This window comes from Sphingopyxis sp., assembly GCF_034380315.1.
Lineage (GTDB): Bacteria > Pseudomonadota > Alphaproteobacteria > Sphingomonadales > Sphingomonadaceae > Sphingopyxis.
Window position 1 is genome coordinate 39,180 of sequence record NZ_JAXMPB010000011.1, and the last position, 13,996, is coordinate 53,175.

16 protein-coding genes are annotated in these 13,996 nt (G+C 64.3%); 7 read left to right on the plus strand and 9 right to left on the minus strand.

The window, feature by feature from the left end; translation table 11 throughout:
- Positions 1–2: 2 nt before the first annotated feature.
- Positions 3–1,016: an inorganic phosphate transporter gene (locus tag U0S50_RS16565; RefSeq protein ID WP_322309784.1), complete on the plus strand. Its 1,014-nt coding sequence runs from the start codon at positions 3–5 to the stop codon at positions 1,014–1,016.
- A 6-nt stretch (positions 1,017–1,022) separates the two neighbouring features.
- Here U0S50_RS16565 and U0S50_RS16570 read toward each other — a convergent pair whose 3' ends face one another.
- The gene (locus tag U0S50_RS16570) at positions 1,023–2,498 is read right to left on the minus strand and encodes a DUF4403 family protein (RefSeq protein WP_322309785.1); all 1,476 of its coding nucleotides are present in this window, start codon (positions 2,496–2,498) and stop codon (positions 1,023–1,025) included.
- 476 nt (positions 2,499–2,974) lie between these two features.
- A complete protein-coding gene (gene rimO / locus U0S50_RS16575; protein WP_322309786.1) occupies positions 2,975–4,342 on the minus strand; it encodes a 30S ribosomal protein S12 methylthiotransferase RimO in 1,368 nt (455 codons plus the stop codon).
- 95 nt (positions 4,343–4,437) lie between these two features.
- Between rimO and U0S50_RS16580 the strand changes: the two genes are divergently transcribed.
- Entirely contained in the window at positions 4,438–4,764 is a 327-nt protein-coding gene (locus U0S50_RS16580) for a DUF423 domain-containing protein (protein WP_322309787.1), read from the plus strand.
- Between the two features lie 66 nt (positions 4,765–4,830).
- On the opposite strand, the gene U0S50_RS16585 is transcribed toward U0S50_RS16580, so the two are convergent.
- The 4 genes from U0S50_RS16585 to serS all read right to left on the minus strand — a co-directional run bounded on the left by U0S50_RS16585 (position 4,831) and on the right by serS (position 9,141).
- The gene (locus U0S50_RS16585) at positions 4,831–5,883 is read right to left on the minus strand and encodes a potassium channel family protein (RefSeq protein ID WP_322309788.1); all 1,053 of its coding nucleotides are present in this window, start codon (positions 5,881–5,883) and stop codon (positions 4,831–4,833) included.
- On the minus strand, positions 5,880–6,965 hold the full coding sequence (locus U0S50_RS16590) for a LysM peptidoglycan-binding domain-containing M23 family metallopeptidase (RefSeq protein WP_322309789.1): 1,086 nt from the start codon (positions 6,963–6,965) through the stop codon (positions 5,880–5,882). The genes U0S50_RS16585 and U0S50_RS16590 overlap by 4 nt, the downstream gene beginning before the upstream one ends.
- Positions 6,966–7,046: 81 nt before the next feature.
- Positions 7,047–7,811, minus strand: coding sequence for a 5'/3'-nucleotidase SurE (gene surE / locus U0S50_RS16595; protein ID WP_322309790.1), 765 nt, complete (start codon positions 7,809–7,811; stop codon positions 7,047–7,049).
- Between the two features lie 49 nt (positions 7,812–7,860).
- On the minus strand, positions 7,861–9,141 hold the full coding sequence (gene serS / locus U0S50_RS16600; RefSeq protein WP_322309791.1) for a serine--tRNA ligase: 1,281 nt from the start codon (positions 9,139–9,141) through the stop codon (positions 7,861–7,863).
- A gap of 143 nt (positions 9,142–9,284) precedes the next feature.
- Between serS and U0S50_RS16605 the strand changes: the two genes are divergently transcribed.
- Positions 9,285–10,169 carry a hypothetical protein gene (locus U0S50_RS16605; RefSeq protein ID WP_322309792.1) on the plus strand — a complete coding sequence of 295 codons (885 nt, stop codon included), beginning with the start codon at positions 9,285–9,287 and terminating at the stop codon, positions 10,167–10,169.
- 442 nt (positions 10,170–10,611) lie between these two features.
- On the opposite strand, the gene U0S50_RS16610 is transcribed toward U0S50_RS16605, so the two are convergent.
- On the minus strand, positions 10,612–10,872 hold the full coding sequence (locus tag U0S50_RS16610) for a hypothetical protein (protein ID WP_322309793.1): 261 nt from the start codon (positions 10,870–10,872) through the stop codon (positions 10,612–10,614).
- Here U0S50_RS16610 and dksA point away from each other — a divergent pair.
- Positions 10,871–11,332, plus strand: coding sequence for an RNA polymerase-binding protein DksA (gene dksA, locus U0S50_RS16615; protein ID WP_322309794.1), 462 nt, complete (start codon positions 10,871–10,873; stop codon positions 11,330–11,332). The two genes, U0S50_RS16610 and dksA, sit on opposite strands and share 2 nt — an antisense overlap.
- 70 nt (positions 11,333–11,402) lie before the next feature.
- Positions 11,403–11,801: a PilZ domain-containing protein gene (locus U0S50_RS16620; protein ID WP_322309795.1), complete on the plus strand. Its 399-nt coding sequence runs from the start codon at positions 11,403–11,405 to the stop codon at positions 11,799–11,801.
- A gap of 50 nt (positions 11,802–11,851) precedes the next feature.
- On the opposite strand, the gene U0S50_RS16625 is transcribed toward U0S50_RS16620, so the two are convergent.
- On the minus strand, positions 11,852–12,010 hold the full coding sequence (locus tag U0S50_RS16625) for a YdcH family protein (RefSeq protein ID WP_322309796.1): 159 nt from the start codon (positions 12,008–12,010) through the stop codon (positions 11,852–11,854).
- 123 nt (positions 12,011–12,133) lie between these two features.
- Here U0S50_RS16625 and U0S50_RS16630 point away from each other — a divergent pair, with 123 nt between their 5' ends.
- On the plus strand, positions 12,134–12,331 hold the full coding sequence (locus U0S50_RS16630) for a YdcH family protein (RefSeq protein WP_322309797.1): 198 nt from the start codon (positions 12,134–12,136) through the stop codon (positions 12,329–12,331).
- A gap of 80 nt (positions 12,332–12,411) precedes the next feature.
- Positions 12,412–12,879 (plus strand): DUF1465 family protein, encoded by a 468-nt coding sequence (locus U0S50_RS16635; RefSeq protein WP_322309798.1) that lies wholly within the window; start codon positions 12,412–12,414, stop codon positions 12,877–12,879.
- Between the two features lie 10 nt (positions 12,880–12,889).
- Here U0S50_RS16635 and U0S50_RS16640 read toward each other — a convergent pair whose 3' ends face one another.
- Positions 12,890–13,972, minus strand: a complete 1,083-nt coding sequence (locus tag U0S50_RS16640; protein WP_322309799.1) for a DUF2332 domain-containing protein — start codon at positions 13,970–13,972, stop codon at positions 12,890–12,892.
- Positions 13,973–13,996: the final 24 nt, after the last annotated feature.

Sequence of the window (13,996 nt, forward strand, 5' to 3'; positions counted from 1 at the left end):
CCATGCACGAAATCGCCTTTCACCTTCTCGTCGGGCTGGTCATCCTTGCGCTCGCCTTCGATTTTCTGAACGGTTTGCACGACGCTGCGAACAGCATTGCAACGGTCGTGGCCACCCGTTTGCTGCGGCCGGTGCAGGCGGTGATCTTCGCCGCTTTCTTCAACTTTGCCGCCTATTTCCTCAGCCTGGCTTTTCCCGCGCTGCACAAGGTTGCCGAAACAATCGGTGCCGGATTGATCGACAAGGATCTTGTGACTCCGGCAGTGGTATTCGGTGCGCTGGTCGGTGCGATGTTCTGGAATGTCGTGACGTGGTTGAAGGGCATTCCTTCCTCGTCCAGCCACGCGCTGGTCGGTGGCATCGTCGGCGCCGGGGTGGCGCATGCGGGGTTTGAAGGCATTCAGTGGTCGGGCCTGAACAAGACCGTGCTCGCCATCTTTCTGTCGCCGATGCTCGGCATGTTGCTCGCGATGATGGTGATGCTGCTCAGCAGCTGGGCGCTTCGCCGTGCCACCGCGAAGTTCGCGGAAAGCAGCTTTCGCTATCTCCACCTCTTTTCGTCGGCCGCCTATTCGATCAGCCACGGCCTGAACGATGCGCAGAAGACGATGGGGATCATCGCCGTCCTGCTCTATTCCACCGGCTATCTCAGCGGTGAGTTCCATGTGCCGCACTGGGTTGCCTTTGCTTGCTATGTGGCGATCGCTCTGGGCACTTTGTCGGGTGGGTGGAAGATCATCGAGACCATGGGCGGCCGGATCACCAAGCTGTCGCATCACCAGGGCTTTGCAGCCTCGACCGGCGGGTCGATCATGGTGTTTACTGCCAGCTTGCTTGGTATTCCCGTATCCACCACGCACACCATCACCGGAAGCATCATCGGTGCCGGCGTGGCTCGCCGGGCGAGTGCGGTCCGCTGGGGCGTGGCGGGCAATGTGATCGCGGCGTGGTTCATCACCATTCCGGCGAGCGCGGCGGTGGCCGCAATCTTCTATGCGCTGACGCGATTGTTCTGACCTTTTCTATCGGGGTGGCCGATAGGCGACGCGCGCCGAGCCGGTCATACGCACCGGCAGATAGAGCCCGTTGCCATAGGCTGCGATCTGCCCGATTTCGAACCCGTCGATCCGGGTGCGGATCAGAAAGTCCCCTTTGCGTCGCTGATCGACCGCATGCCGAATTTTGTCTTCGAGTTCGGCAATATCGCGGGCGAAATTCTGGGTCAGGACCGCGGCGATCTGGGCAGAAAAACCGGGGCTCTGACCGATCTTAATCAGCAGGTCGCCGCTGATCCCGTCTGTATCGCCGGTGATTTTCAGGTCGGTGAAATGCACTTCGGGCGATCCCGGGGCGTTGACCGGAATGGCTGTGGCCCACAGGCGGCCATGGGTCGGGGCCTGACGAATGCGCTGCGGCTGAGCCTCTACCGAAACGCCGACTGCGATCCGTCCTCCCGGCGAGCCATAGGCGGTAACGTCGGAGAATTTGGCCGTCACCGGCCCAATCTTCGGCAGGTCGAAGGGGCGCCTTGACCGCTTGACCAGCGCGCGCAGAATCACCGGTTCGAGTTCGTCATAGTCCGCGACAACGGGAATGAAGACGTCGAGATGGGGCTTTGGTGCGCCGCGCTCGAGAGGGGGCAGCGGCGTCGCGGCCGGGGCATTGGGGCGATCGCCGACGAAGCTTTCGGTCACGCCTTCGATAGCCAGTTTGAGGTGAATGCGCCCATCGTCGAGCCCATGCCCGCCATAGAGGATGCGCCGGGGCGTCACCCGCATCCATACCGGAGGATTATCCCTGTTGAGGCTGAGCGTCGTGAAGCTTTGCCGCCAGATGTCGGCGGCCTCGTTGCGGACAGGAATTTTGGCAATTTCGCGGTTGGTCTCTCGCTCGATATCGCGGACGACGGGCGCCAGCTTTTCGTTGGCTTCGTCGGTGAAGGTGATGCGCTGTCCCAGAAAGTCGATGCCTGGCGGCCTGGTCCAGCCATAGCTGATCCGGGCCTTGCCGCGCAGCCGCCAGTCGGGATCTAGGTCGATGCGGATTCGCGTGTGCGCCATGGCCGCACCGGTAGCGGTTTCTCCCTTCAATATGCCGCCGATATCGCGCGCCGCGATTCGGGCGTTCAGCGGCATGTCGACGATGATCTCGTTCCCTTCGCCGCGCAGCCGCAACTCTCCCCGCGTCACGCGTCCCACGATGGTGCAGGGGATTGCTGGCGTGACCTTTACGCGCCGCCCGAAAACCTTGAGCCGCTGCGGCGGCACGCATTGTTTTTCTCGGCGATCGATTGTCCACAAGATGCGCGGAATGGCGCGCTCCAGCGCGCGCCTCAGCAGCCCCGCATCGGCGTCGATAGGGACCGCGATCAGCGACATCTGTTGCGGGGTCGGAGCGGCGTCGACGGCGCGAGGCGGCGGATCGACCGCGATCTTTCGGTCGCAGCCCGTCAAGGTGAGGGTCAGCAGGAAAATCATTGCCTGATGAAGCCGCCGCATCCGGTACCTCCCGATGCATATAGTCTGCCCTATATGATCCGATATCGCAAAGCTGTTCCCATGGCGTACACCTTAGCTGGAGGGCGGAAAACTGCGAAACTTTACTCGCGATTCGTACTTTGGTCGGAGAAGATCAACCCGCCGGTCCCGGCGTCCCGGTTGCCCGGATCGCGCCGCGCGCAATTTTATTCCAAAGGTTGCGAGACGCCACATATCGTCTTCCTGCTTTCGCTTTGCCGAGGCGAACGAGGTTGAGCCAGGGGGCGGGTTGGGGCCGCAGGCCGACGGGTGCCGGACGGGAGGGTAAGTCGGGGCCATGGCCCAAGGCTGGCATGGCCGACCAATGTAGGACAGCGACAATCGCCATCGTTCCATTTTTTCCGGGGTGCTTTGCCGAGGACGCGAAGTCCATTCCCGCCGTCCAGCGGCGGGATGGGCGGGCAGGTGGGGCGGCTATACCCCCCGCGGCGGCGCGCCTATCGAATCACCCCGAACAGATCATGTTCGTCGGCGTCTTCGATCACGACATCGACGATGTCGCCCGCTTTCAATGTCGCGGCGACGTCGCGGAGATAGACATGGCCGTCGATTTCGGGCGCGTCGGCCTGACTGCGGCCGGTCGCACCGATGCTGCCCTCTTCATCGGCATCCCCGACTTCGTCGATGATAACGGGAAGGGTGCGGCCGATCTTGGCTTCAAGTTTGGCGGCGCTGATCGCGGCGGTCTTGTCCATGATGCGCTGGTAGCGTTCTTCCTTGACCGCTTCGGGCACCGGATCGGGCAGGGCGTTCGCCTGCGCGCCGGCGACCGGTTCGAAGCGAAAGGCGCCGACGCGGTCGAGCTGCGCCTCGTCGAGCCAGTCGAGCAGATATTGGAAATCTTCCTCGGTTTCGCCGGGGAAGCCCACGACGAAGCTCGACCGGATCGATATGTCGGGGGCGATGGCGCGCCAGCTTTTCAGCCGTTCGAGCACCTTGGCCTCGTTCGCCGGGCGTTTCATCGCCTTCAGCACCTTAGGGCTCGCATGCTGGAAAGGGATGTCGAGATAGGGGGTGAGCAGCCCTTCGGCCATCAGCGGGATCACCGCATCGACATGCGGATAGGGATAGACATAGTGGAGCCGGACCCACGGCGCACGGCCTTCGCTGGTCTTCAGCTGGCCGAGCTCGCGGGCAAGGTCGGTCATATGGGCGCGTACCTCGCGCCCCTGCCACGACCGCGCTTCATGCCGGGTGTCGACGCCATAGGCCGAGGTGTCCTGGCTGATCACCAGCAATTCCTTCGTCCCGGCGGCGACCAGCTTTTCGGCCTCGCGCAGCACCGCGTCGATGCGGCGGCTGACCAGCTTGCCGCGCAGATCGGGGATGATGCAGAAAGCGCAGCTGTGGTTGCAGCCTTCGGAAATCTTCAAATAGCTGTAATGGCGCGGGGTCAGTTTCAGCCCGCCCTCGGGCACCAGATCGACGAACGGGCCCTGGGTCGGCGGGGCAGCGTCGTGGACCGCCTCGACCACCTGTTCATATTGGTGGGCGCCGGTGATTGCGAGCACATCGGGAAAGCGCGCGCGGATTGCCTCGGCCTCGTTCCCCATGCAGCCGGTGACGATGACGCGGCCGTTCTCGGCCATCGCCTCGCCGATCGCCTCCAAGCTTTCCTCCTTGGCGCTGTCGAGGAAACCGCAGGTGTTGACCAGTACGACGTCAGCGCCGGCATAGTCAGCCGACAGGCCATAGCCGTCCGAGCGCAGCTTGGTCAGAATGCGTTCGCTGTCGACCAGCGCCTTGGGGCAGCCGAGCGACACCATGCCGACTTTCGGCTGGGCAGGAAGGGTCTTGCTTGTCATGATTGGCGGCGCCCATAAGCGATTTTTGCGCGCTTGTCACCAGTGGCGCGCAGCGTTGCCGTGGCGGGCTGTGCCGCCGGGAAGGAAAAATGGGCATGATCGGAATGTTTGCGGCACTGTCGGCCGCGATGGCGGTTGCGGCGGGAGCCTTTGGGGCACATGGCGCGGCGGGGCCGCAGGAGGCCGAATGGCTGCGCACGGGCGGTCTGTACCAGCTTGTCCACGCCGTCGCGGCGCTGGCGATCATGGGGACGGCGCGCGGGCCCGCCGCCGTTCTGCTGGTCGGTGCGGCGATCTTTGCCATGACACTTTATGCGATGGCGCTCGGGGCACCGCGTTGGCTGGGCGCGGTGACGCCGATCGGGGGTGTGTTGCTTATTGCGGGATGGCTGTGGGCGGCGTGGTTGTATCGACCGTCCTAGCACAGGAAGCTGGGAGGCGGGCAGCCGAGCGACGAGGAGCCGGAACATTCGGCATCCCGCGAACAGTCAGCATTCCTGGCTTTCGCAGGGGATGACCTCGACCACCAGATCGCCGGCTTCCAGCTTCTGGGCTTCGGCTTCCCAGAAGCCATAGGCTTCTCCACGACGATAGATGCGCAGACCGCGACCGCGGGTCGCCAGATCGTCGAGGCTCCGGCCGATTTCCTCGACATGCACCGGGCGTTCGCTGAGCTGGACCTTGCCCGTTACCGAGGCGAGGTTGGCCATATATTCAGCGACATGTGCGCCCTGCGCCGAGCCCGCGAGCAGCAGGCCGGTGAAGTTCACCGGATTGATGACATTGTTTGCCCCGGCTTGCCGGGCCAGAAGTTCATTGTCCTTGGCGCGAATGACGACGCTGATCGGCACGTGCGGCGCCAGATGGCGTACCGTCAGAACGATCAGGATCGAACTGTCGTCGCGCCCGGCCGAGACCAGCACCGTCTCTGCCTCTGCAATACGAACGTCGAGCAGGGTCTGGTCGTGCGAGGCGTCCCCCTCGATGACGTTACAGCCCATTTCTTCTGCCGCGTTGATGCGTGCGCGCGACGAATCGATAACGACGATACACGCAGGATCGGTGCCCCGCGCGATGAGCTCGGTGACCGCCTCGCTGCCGCTGATGCCGAAGCCGAGAACGACGATATGGTCGGTGAGCTTTGCCTGGATGCGGGCCATGCGCCATTTTTCCCATGAGCGTTTGAGGACGAAGTTATAGGCGGTGCCGACGAAGATGAAGAGCACCGCGATACGGATCGGCGTGACGATGATGGCCTCGATCAACCGCGATCGGTCCGAAATGGGCGCGATGTCGCCGAAGCCGGTCGTCGTCACCGATATCATCGTGAAATAGACGACGTCGAGGAAGCTGATGTGGCCATCGTGGCTGTCCTTCAGCCCGCTCCGGTCCAGCCAATGGACCAGAACGACGATGCCGATCAGCAGAAAGGCCAGGCTGAGCCGCCCGGTCACGTCGGCCCATACCGGAATCTTGCTGGCGCGGCGCAGCGGCTGGAACCGGTGCTGCGCCCGCGATCTTTGCGGTTTGCGATCGCTCATCGCGGCGGCAACTGTCTCATCGGATCGACGGGTAAACGATTCTTGCGCAACTGGAAATGGAGTTGCGGTGTCTGGGCCTGGCCTGACGCACCGGTCCGGCCGATGGTGTCGCCGCTCCTGACCGCCTGGCCGCGACGGACGGCGATCTGGTCGGCATGGCCATAGGCGCTCATCCACCCACCGCCGTGGTCGATCAGGATCAGGCCGCCGTAAACGGCGATCTGGTCGCCCGCATAGGCCACGACCCCATCGGCGGCGGAATGGATTGGCGTGCCCTTTGCCGCTGCGATGTTGATGCCGTCATTGACCTTTCCAGGGGCAAGCGGGCCGAATTTCGCGATGACCGTCCCGTTGACCGGCCATTGGAAGCGGCCCGAGAAACGCGATGGCGACGCAACGGCGGTCGTGACCGGCCTGGTCGGGGCGGCGCTGGCGGCGGCCGGTCGGTCGCGCGCGGCCAGGGCTGGCTGGCTGCCCGTCGCGATATCGTCAATATCCAGCGTGAAGGCGGCTGCCCTCGCCGCGACATCGGCTTCGCGCGGGGGCAGGGCACGTGCGTCGCGGGGCAGCCGCAGCCGCTGGCCGACACGCAGGATATAGGGTTCGGCCAAAGCGTTGAGCGTTACGATCTCGCCCCAGGCGGCGCCATAGGCCTGGGCGATGCCGATCCCCGTCTCTCCCGCCGCGACGCGATGATAGAGCCCCCCGGGAATCCGAAGCTGTTGCCCCGGAACCAGTGTGTAGGGCGCCGACAGATCATTCTCGATCGCGATCGATTCGGATCCCGCGCCCGACATTGCGCCGATCGATCGCAGCGTGTCGCCGGGGCGTACGGTGTACTGGCTGGGCGTGACGGCTCGGGCGTTGGTGACGACGGGCTTGAGCGCCCAGGTTGGCTGTGCGTCGCCGCCCGACACTTCAGCGATCGAGCGCCGTTCGAAACCGTCAGGGACCGGGGCGGGATGGGCGATGTCGGGACGCGGCGCGACGGTTCGCGGCGCCGGTGCGGTCGCCGCCGGAATACAGCCCCCCAACAAGACTGTGGCCGCAAGCGGCCAGATACGTTGAACAAATTCCCCCACACGCCGTCTTTGCCAAAGCGGCGCGCGCTTGGCTAGGCTTCTGTCCCAATCTGGTGCAAATTGTGAGGGGCGAAGCGGGATCTATGGCAAATAGGCGGAACGCAGCGCTGCTAGCGATGCGTCATGAGTCAGGTCAAGCTGGAGCGGCGTAACCGAAATGAAGCCGTCGTCGATCGCCTCCAAATCGCTGTCATGGCCCGGCGAATGTTCGATGCCGTGTAGACCGAACCAGAAATAGGGATAGCCGCGGGGATCGACCCCTTCGACGATCGAGCCCCGGCTATAGTCGTGAAAGCCCTGACGAACGACGCGGATACCCTGCACATCGGCGGCGGGGATGGCCGGAAAATTGACGTTGATCAGCGTGCGCGGTTCCATCGGATGCGCGAGCAGCGGACGCAATACCCGCGTGCCCCAGGCCTCGGCGGCTTCGAACGGAACGGTGTCGCCCATGCCTTCGCGGGCATAGACCTGGCTCAGCGCGATCGCGGGAATGCCCGCCAATGCGCCCTCGATCGCCGCCGATACGGTACCGGAATAAGTGATGTCATCGCCCAGATTGGCGCCGCGATTGACCCCCGACAGGATAAGATCCGGGCGTTCGGGCATCAGCTTTCCGATCGCCATCATCACCGAATCGGTCGGGGTGCCGCTGCAAGACCAGCGGCGTTCGCCATGCTGGCGAACCCGCACCGGACGCGACAGGGTCAGCGAATGGCCGGCGCCCGACTGTTCCTCCGCCGGGGCACATACCCAGATGTCGTCGCTGAGCTGGCGCGCGATCGTTTCGAGCACCGCCATGCCGGGGGCGTGATAACCGTCGTCGTTGGTGAGAAGGATACGCACGATATTTTCCTTTTCCGTCACCCGGTAGCGTTCCGGGATGACGATGGTGTCAGCTTGTCGGTACGAGCCGGGTGATCCCGCCCATATAGGGGAGCAGTGCCTGGGGAATATCGACACTGCCGTCGGATTGTTGGTAATTTTCGAGGATCGCGACCAGCGTGCGGCCGACCGCAAGGCCGGAGCCGTTGAGCGTGTGGAGGAATTCGGTGCCCTTGGCGCCGTCGCGGCGGAAGCGCGTATTCATCCGCCGTGCCTGGAAGTCGCCGCAGTTCGAACAGCTCGAAATCTCGCGATACGCATTCTGGCCGGGCAGCCAGACCTCGAGGTCATAGGTTTTGCGCGCGGCAAAGCCCATGTCGCCTGCGCATAGCAGCATCTTGCGATAGGGCAGGTCGAGCGCGCGCAGGATCGCTTCGGCATGGCCGGTCTTGCGTTCCAGCTCGGCATCCGAATCCTCAGGCCGCACGACTGACACCAGCTCGACCTTCCAGAACTGATGCTGGCGGATATAGCCGCGCGTGTCGCGCCCGGCTGACCCCGCTTCCGACCGGAAACAGGGGGTGAGCGCGGTCATGCGCAGCGGCAGGTCGGCCTCGGCCAAAATCTGTTCGCGCACCGCGTTGGTGAGGCTCATTTCGGAGGTGGAGATCAACCACATGCCGTCGGTGGTCTGGAACAGATCCTCGCGGAATTTCGGCAATTGCGTGGTGCCGAACGCCGCCTCGTCGCGCACGAGCAGCGGCGTCGCGCATTCGCCATAGCCGGCTTCGCCGGTCTGATAGTCGAGCATGAACTGGCCGATCGCGCGTTCGAGCCGCGCTATCGGCCCCTTTAAAAAGGCAAAGCGCGCGCCCGACATCTTGGCTGCGGTTTCAAAGTCGAGGCCGAGCGCGGGGGCGAAGTCGGCATGTTCCAGCGGCGTGAAATCAAAATGGCGCGGCGTGCCCCAGCGCGCAATTTCGACATTGCCCTCTTCATCCTCGCCTTCCGGAACATCGGCGGCGGGCAGGTTGGGCAGGGCGGCCAGACTGTCCTGGAGCGCGGCGAGGCCTTCGCGTTCGGCGGCTTCCTGTTCGGGCAACCTTTCCTTGAGCGCGGCGACTTCGGCCTTCAGCGCCTCGGCGCTGTCCTTGTCGCCCTTGGCCATAGCCTGACCGATCGCCTTTGACGCTTCGTTGCGGCGCGCGAGAGCCGACTGCATTTCGGTCTGAAGCGCGCGCAACACGGTGTCGGCGGCGAGAATGGTCTGGGATTGCGGCGCAACGCCGCGGCGGGCGAGCCCGGCGTCGAAGGCGGCGGGATTGTCGCGGATCTGGCGGATATCGTGCATGGGGGCCGCTATGACGCTGCCTTACGCGCGGCGCAAGCCGTCAGATTGCTGCTGCGCGCATGAAAAGCGGCGGACATTAAAAAAGGGGCCGCCCGATGGGCGACCCCAATTTGGTAGCCCGGGCTCCCCCGCCCCGGCCTCCAGTGGATAGCGTTCAGGCCGCTTCGGTTTCGGCGGCGCCGTTGCGGTTCGCCGCCCGGCGACGCACCACCAGCGCGGCGGCGGCGGCGCCGAAAAGAAGCAGCATCGGCGGCGCCGGAACCGGTGTTGGAGGCGTGCCTGACGAGCCGCTGCTCGACGAAGTGGAGGAGGATGAGGACGAAGACGAGCTGCTGCTCGACGAAGAGGACGAACTGCTGCCCGAACTGCCGAAGCTGCTGCTGCCGCCCGTCGCGCCCGACGAGGTGCTGCTGCTCGATGAAGAAGACGAACTGCTGCTGCTCGACGAGGAAGAGCTGCCGCCCGAGCTTCCGCTCGAACCGTTCGAGCTGCCGTGCGACGAACTGCCCCAGCTCGAACTGCCGCCCGACGACGAGGAGCTCGACGACGAGGATGATGATGAGGACGACGACGAACTGCTGCTCGACGAAGAGGTGCTCACATTCCCGGACGAGGTAGATACGTTGCCCGAAGAGGTGGAGACATTTCCAGAGGATGTCGAGACATTGCCCGACGAGGTCGAAACGCCGCCTGTCGAGGTGCTGACGCTGCCCGTCGACGTGCTGACGCCGCCTGTGGATGTGCTGACGCCACCGGTCGAGGTGGAAACGCCGCCGGTGGTGGTCGAGGTGCTGATGCCGCCCGTAGAGGTAGAAACGCCGCCCGAGGTGCTGCTGGTCGAGGTGGAGACGCCGCCGGTGGTGGTCGAGGTCACGACCACGCTGCCGCTGCTTCCGCCCGAACTGCCGCCAAAGAAGCCGCCGAAAAAGCCGCCGCCGAAACCGCCACCGAAGCCGCCGCCGATAACCGTAACGCCGCCGCCGCTGCTGCCGCCTTCGAAACCGCCGCGCTGCGGGAAGGGGGCATAGGGAATCGGGGGCAGGGGAATCGTCTGCGTGACAACCTGGGTTTGCGGGGTGGCCGTCCGGATGACGCGCTTCGTCGTCACCACCCGGCGTACCCGCTTCACCGGTTTGCGAGCGGCGTGACGCTTGCGCACAACCTTTTTGCCGCAGGGCGAACAGGCCGGCGCCTTGCGGACCTGCGCTGCCGCCGGCACGTCGGCCACCTGCATGGCGCCGCTACCGATGATCGCACCGCCGCATGTGCATGCACAGAGCTTGGCCAGGGCCATTCGGACAGACATAGGCTTTTCTTTCTTTCCCGTTGCAGGTGCGAGGGCCCGTGGGCGACACCTATTCGATCTTCTCTCGCGTCAAAAGGACAAAGCTTTATGAACAGGGCAATTGCGTTAACCGCGTTTGCCTGTCCGACAGCGGGAAAAGGGCGGCGGAATCAACCCTGATGAAGTCATCTGTCCCAAAACAATACGGAATTGGCAAGAATTCTGTGCGACAGGTTAACATCGGCGGTCAACTTTGGTTCAGTATCGATGCGGGCGATCTCATCTGTGCCCGATGATCGATTTCGGTTCAGCCGTGCTTCACGCGCGATGATCCAGTGATGCTTCGGCGCTTGTGTCGAAACCGGCGGCTGGTTATAGGCGCGGCGCACTCCCTGGTCGCCACCCTGGGCGGCAAGGTGACAGGAAAGGACGCGAAAGCCCGTCATGCCGACCCAGACCGCCGACATTGGCGCCGACGCTCTCCGCGAAGCCAAATCCAGACTCGATTCGGACTATACCCCCAGCGACGACGAAGAATTCATGAATGAAAGGCAGCAGGAATATTTCCGCGGCCTGCTTCTCGCCTGGAAAAAATCGATCCTGAACGAGGCCGAATCGACACTGGCCCATCTGCAGGACGGGCCGCTGCGCGAACCCGATCTGGCGGATCGCGCGTCGAGCGAGACCGATTGGGCGATCGAACTGCGCACCCGCGACCGTCAACGCAAGCTGATCGCGAAGATCGACTCGGCGATTCGCCGTATCGACGAAGGCGAATATGGCTATTGCGCGGTGACGGGCGAACCCATCTCGCTGGCGCGGCTTCAGGCGCGTCCGATCGCGACGATGACGCTGGAAGCGCAGGAACGCCACGAGCGCAACGAGCGGATTTCGCGCGAGGACTGATCGCCTCGCGCGGTTTACATTTCCGCAACCGCTCGTTTCTAGAATTGCCCCTGAATTTTGCAGCGGGGGTATGGCCGATATGGAATCGCGCGGACCGGGATGGCTCGATGAAAAGGTAACGGCGCTGTCGCGCGGTGCCGATCGCGACAGCCTGTTCATGCAAGCAACGCTGATGTTGCGTGAAGGCGGTGCGCCGATCACGGTGCGTGTGCGGAATCTGTCGGTGGGCGGGATGCTGGCCGAAACCCCGGCGCGCGTGCCCGAAAGCGCTGTGGTCGAGATCGATCTGAAAAATGTGGGCCCGGTCCCCGGACGAATCGTCTGGGTGGGTGAAGGAAAATTCGGGATCGCGTTCGACCAGCCGGTCAATCCGCAGGCGGTGCGTCGTCAGGTCGTTCACAAATCGGACCTTCCACCGCATTTGCGACGGACGGGGCTGGAGCGGGGGCCGTTCTACCGCCCGCGCTGATCCTTTCCCGCGGTCCGGATATCAGCGGGCGGTAGCGGCGATGCTGCCGATCAGGCGGCCGTCAGCATCTCTTCCTTGAGCCTGAGCTTCTGCTTTTTCAGTTGCGCCAGCAGGGCCATGTCGGGGGCAGGTCGGCGCTCTTCATTCGCAATTTTCGCGTCGAGGTCCGCGTGACGGGACTTCAGGGCGGAAAGGTGCGACGTGCTCATGGGCCATTCTCCTTTTCGACTCGATTGGCAGGGTCAGTAAATCACGAAACGGGCAGATTGTCGTCTCGATTCGGCCAGCCGGTCCCCGTTGCGGACAGGCCGTGTTCGTGGCAGGAGAAGCGGGTGGATCCGGAAGAAATCACCCAGCGACTTGAACTGCTTCGCGTCGAGCATCGTGATCTCGACAGCGCGATCATCGCGCTGGGCGAGTCCCCGGTCGTTGATCAGTTGCAACTCGCGCGGCTGAAAAAGCGCAAGCTGAAGCTGCGCGATGAGATCGCCTGGTGCGAGGATCAGTTGCTGCCCGACATTATCGCCTGATTCAAAACGGGACGGCCGCCGTCGATTTATCATGGTTACCGGCGTTGCGGGCCGGGCATCACCCGTGGCATCCCTTTGCCATGTTCAGCATAGCGAGCCATGACGGAGCGATCGCCCGGCCGGTGCAGCGGGCACAGGTGGAGAATCTGTACGTCGAGGCGATGTTGCTTGCCGACGAGGCTCACGCCGCCTTTGCCGTGCAGCGCGATCAGGGCGTGCCCGACGGCGACAGCCTGTTGCTGGTCAATCTGGCGTGCGAATCGCTGAAAACCACGACGCGGTTGATGCACGTCATCGCATGGCTGCTCCACCGCCGCGCGATGATTGCGGGCGAGCCCGGCGCGGGCCCCAACGACAGTGCGGCGCGGATCGGCGATCCGGTGCCCGCCGATTGGGCGGTGTGCGATCGCTTCGACCCCGCGCTTCGCAGGATCGTCGCGGCAAGCGAGCGGCTGTTCGAACGCATAGCCATTTTGGAAAAGGGATGGCAGGCGCCGGCGGTCACGCCGGTTCAGGCCATGTTGGCGCGGCTGGAAGCGCGGCTCTAGGCCGCGGGCCCTAGGGTACCAGCCACTCGATCCAGGCGCCATGTGCATGGGCGCGGCCGAGCATGTGCGGCGCGCCCTCGCCCGGCCAATAGCGGATAACCAGTTCGTGATGATGGACGGTACGGTTCGCCTCTAGGGCGATCCATGCCAGCGGTCGCTCTGCCGTCGCGCGCTTTCCCGCCGCCTCCATTGCGGTCGTGACGCGCGCCTGTTGGTCGATGGGTACATATTGCCAGACGACCGAGTGCATCAGCACCCGCGTCGTTCCTGCCGCCTGCGGCCTCGCCAACTCATCCTCGACGAAGTCGGCGGCGTTGCTACGGACGATGTTCGGCCGCGCCTTTCGAGCTTCGGCAATCGCTGCCTCCATCCGCGCGAAGCGGATGTGATGTTCGGGCCAGATAAAGGCTTTCAACCGCAGTGCCTGGTCGGGATCGGTCAGGTCGACGGGGGCGACGTCGCAGCCCTTCAGTCCTGCAAAGGCGATTTCATGCTGCGGTGGATGATTGCCCCGCCAGTCCGGCGTGAATGACATGGCGCCTGGTCGCGGTCCGACATGAACCGCGGCGAGGTCGTAATGATAGCGGTCGATCATCAGATTGATTCCCGCACTCGACCCGATTTCCAGGCAGTCGAACCGCGGCGGCAGGCCGCGGTCGGCCAACCACAGCATCGCGGCAATGAAGTTCGACGATCGCCCCGCCTCGTTGGTTTGCGGCGGGCCATCGAGCCAGGGGAGCAGCCTTGCCTCGTGATGGCGCACGACCCCGGCGACGATGGTTGCATCGTTGATGCCGTCGGCATCGGCATAGATGGGCGACAGGTCGGGCGCGATGCCGGAAAGGTGCAGCGCATGAAGTCCGCCCGCGGCGCGCAGCGGCAGTGCGTCGGCCAGCGGCGCCCCCGGCCAGTTGGCGATGCGCCGTGCAAATTCCGTCGTCGGGCGATCCAGGAGCGTGGCGAGCGCCGCCACGATCCGTGCGGTCACGGGCGCGTCATTGGCGCGGCAATAGGCGACCTGATTGGCAAAAGCGGCCCGGATGGCGGCGGCGCCGGTGTCCGTCAGGTTCATTGGCTGGTAACGCTCGCTCATTGCCCTTTCTCCCGCTGGCGCCTA

Coding starts and splice junctions, on each gene's coding strand:
- U0S50_RS16565 (WP_322309784.1), top strand. CDS start 3: ATGCACGAAATCGCCTTTCACCTTCTCGTCGGGCTGGTCATCCTTGCG.
- U0S50_RS16570 (WP_322309785.1), bottom strand. CDS start 2,498: ATGCGGCGGCTTCATCAGGCAATGATTTTCCTGCTGACCCTCACCTTG.
- rimO (WP_322309786.1), bottom strand. CDS start 4,342: ATGACAAGCAAGACCCTTCCTGCCCAGCCGAAAGTCGGCATGGTGTCG.
- U0S50_RS16580 (WP_322309787.1), top strand. CDS start 4,438: ATGATCGGAATGTTTGCGGCACTGTCGGCCGCGATGGCGGTTGCGGCG.
- U0S50_RS16585 (WP_322309788.1), bottom strand. CDS start 5,883: ATGAGCGATCGCAAACCGCAAAGATCGCGGGCGCAGCACCGGTTCCAG.
- serS (WP_322309791.1), bottom strand. CDS start 9,141: ATGCACGATATCCGCCAGATCCGCGACAATCCCGCCGCCTTCGACGCC.
- dksA (WP_322309794.1), top strand. CDS start 10,871: ATGCCGACCCAGACCGCCGACATTGGCGCCGACGCTCTCCGCGAAGCC.
- U0S50_RS16610 (WP_322309793.1), bottom strand. CDS start 10,872: ATGACGGGCTTTCGCGTCCTTTCCTGTCACCTTGCCGCCCAGGGTGGC.
- U0S50_RS16620 (WP_322309795.1), top strand. CDS start 11,403: ATGGCCGATATGGAATCGCGCGGACCGGGATGGCTCGATGAAAAGGTA.
- U0S50_RS16625 (WP_322309796.1), bottom strand. CDS start 12,010: ATGAGCACGTCGCACCTTTCCGCCCTGAAGTCCCGTCACGCGGACCTC.
- U0S50_RS16635 (WP_322309798.1), top strand. CDS start 12,412: ATGTTCAGCATAGCGAGCCATGACGGAGCGATCGCCCGGCCGGTGCAG.
- U0S50_RS16640 (WP_322309799.1), bottom strand. CDS start 13,972: ATGAGCGAGCGTTACCAGCCAATGAACCTGACGGACACCGGCGCCGCC.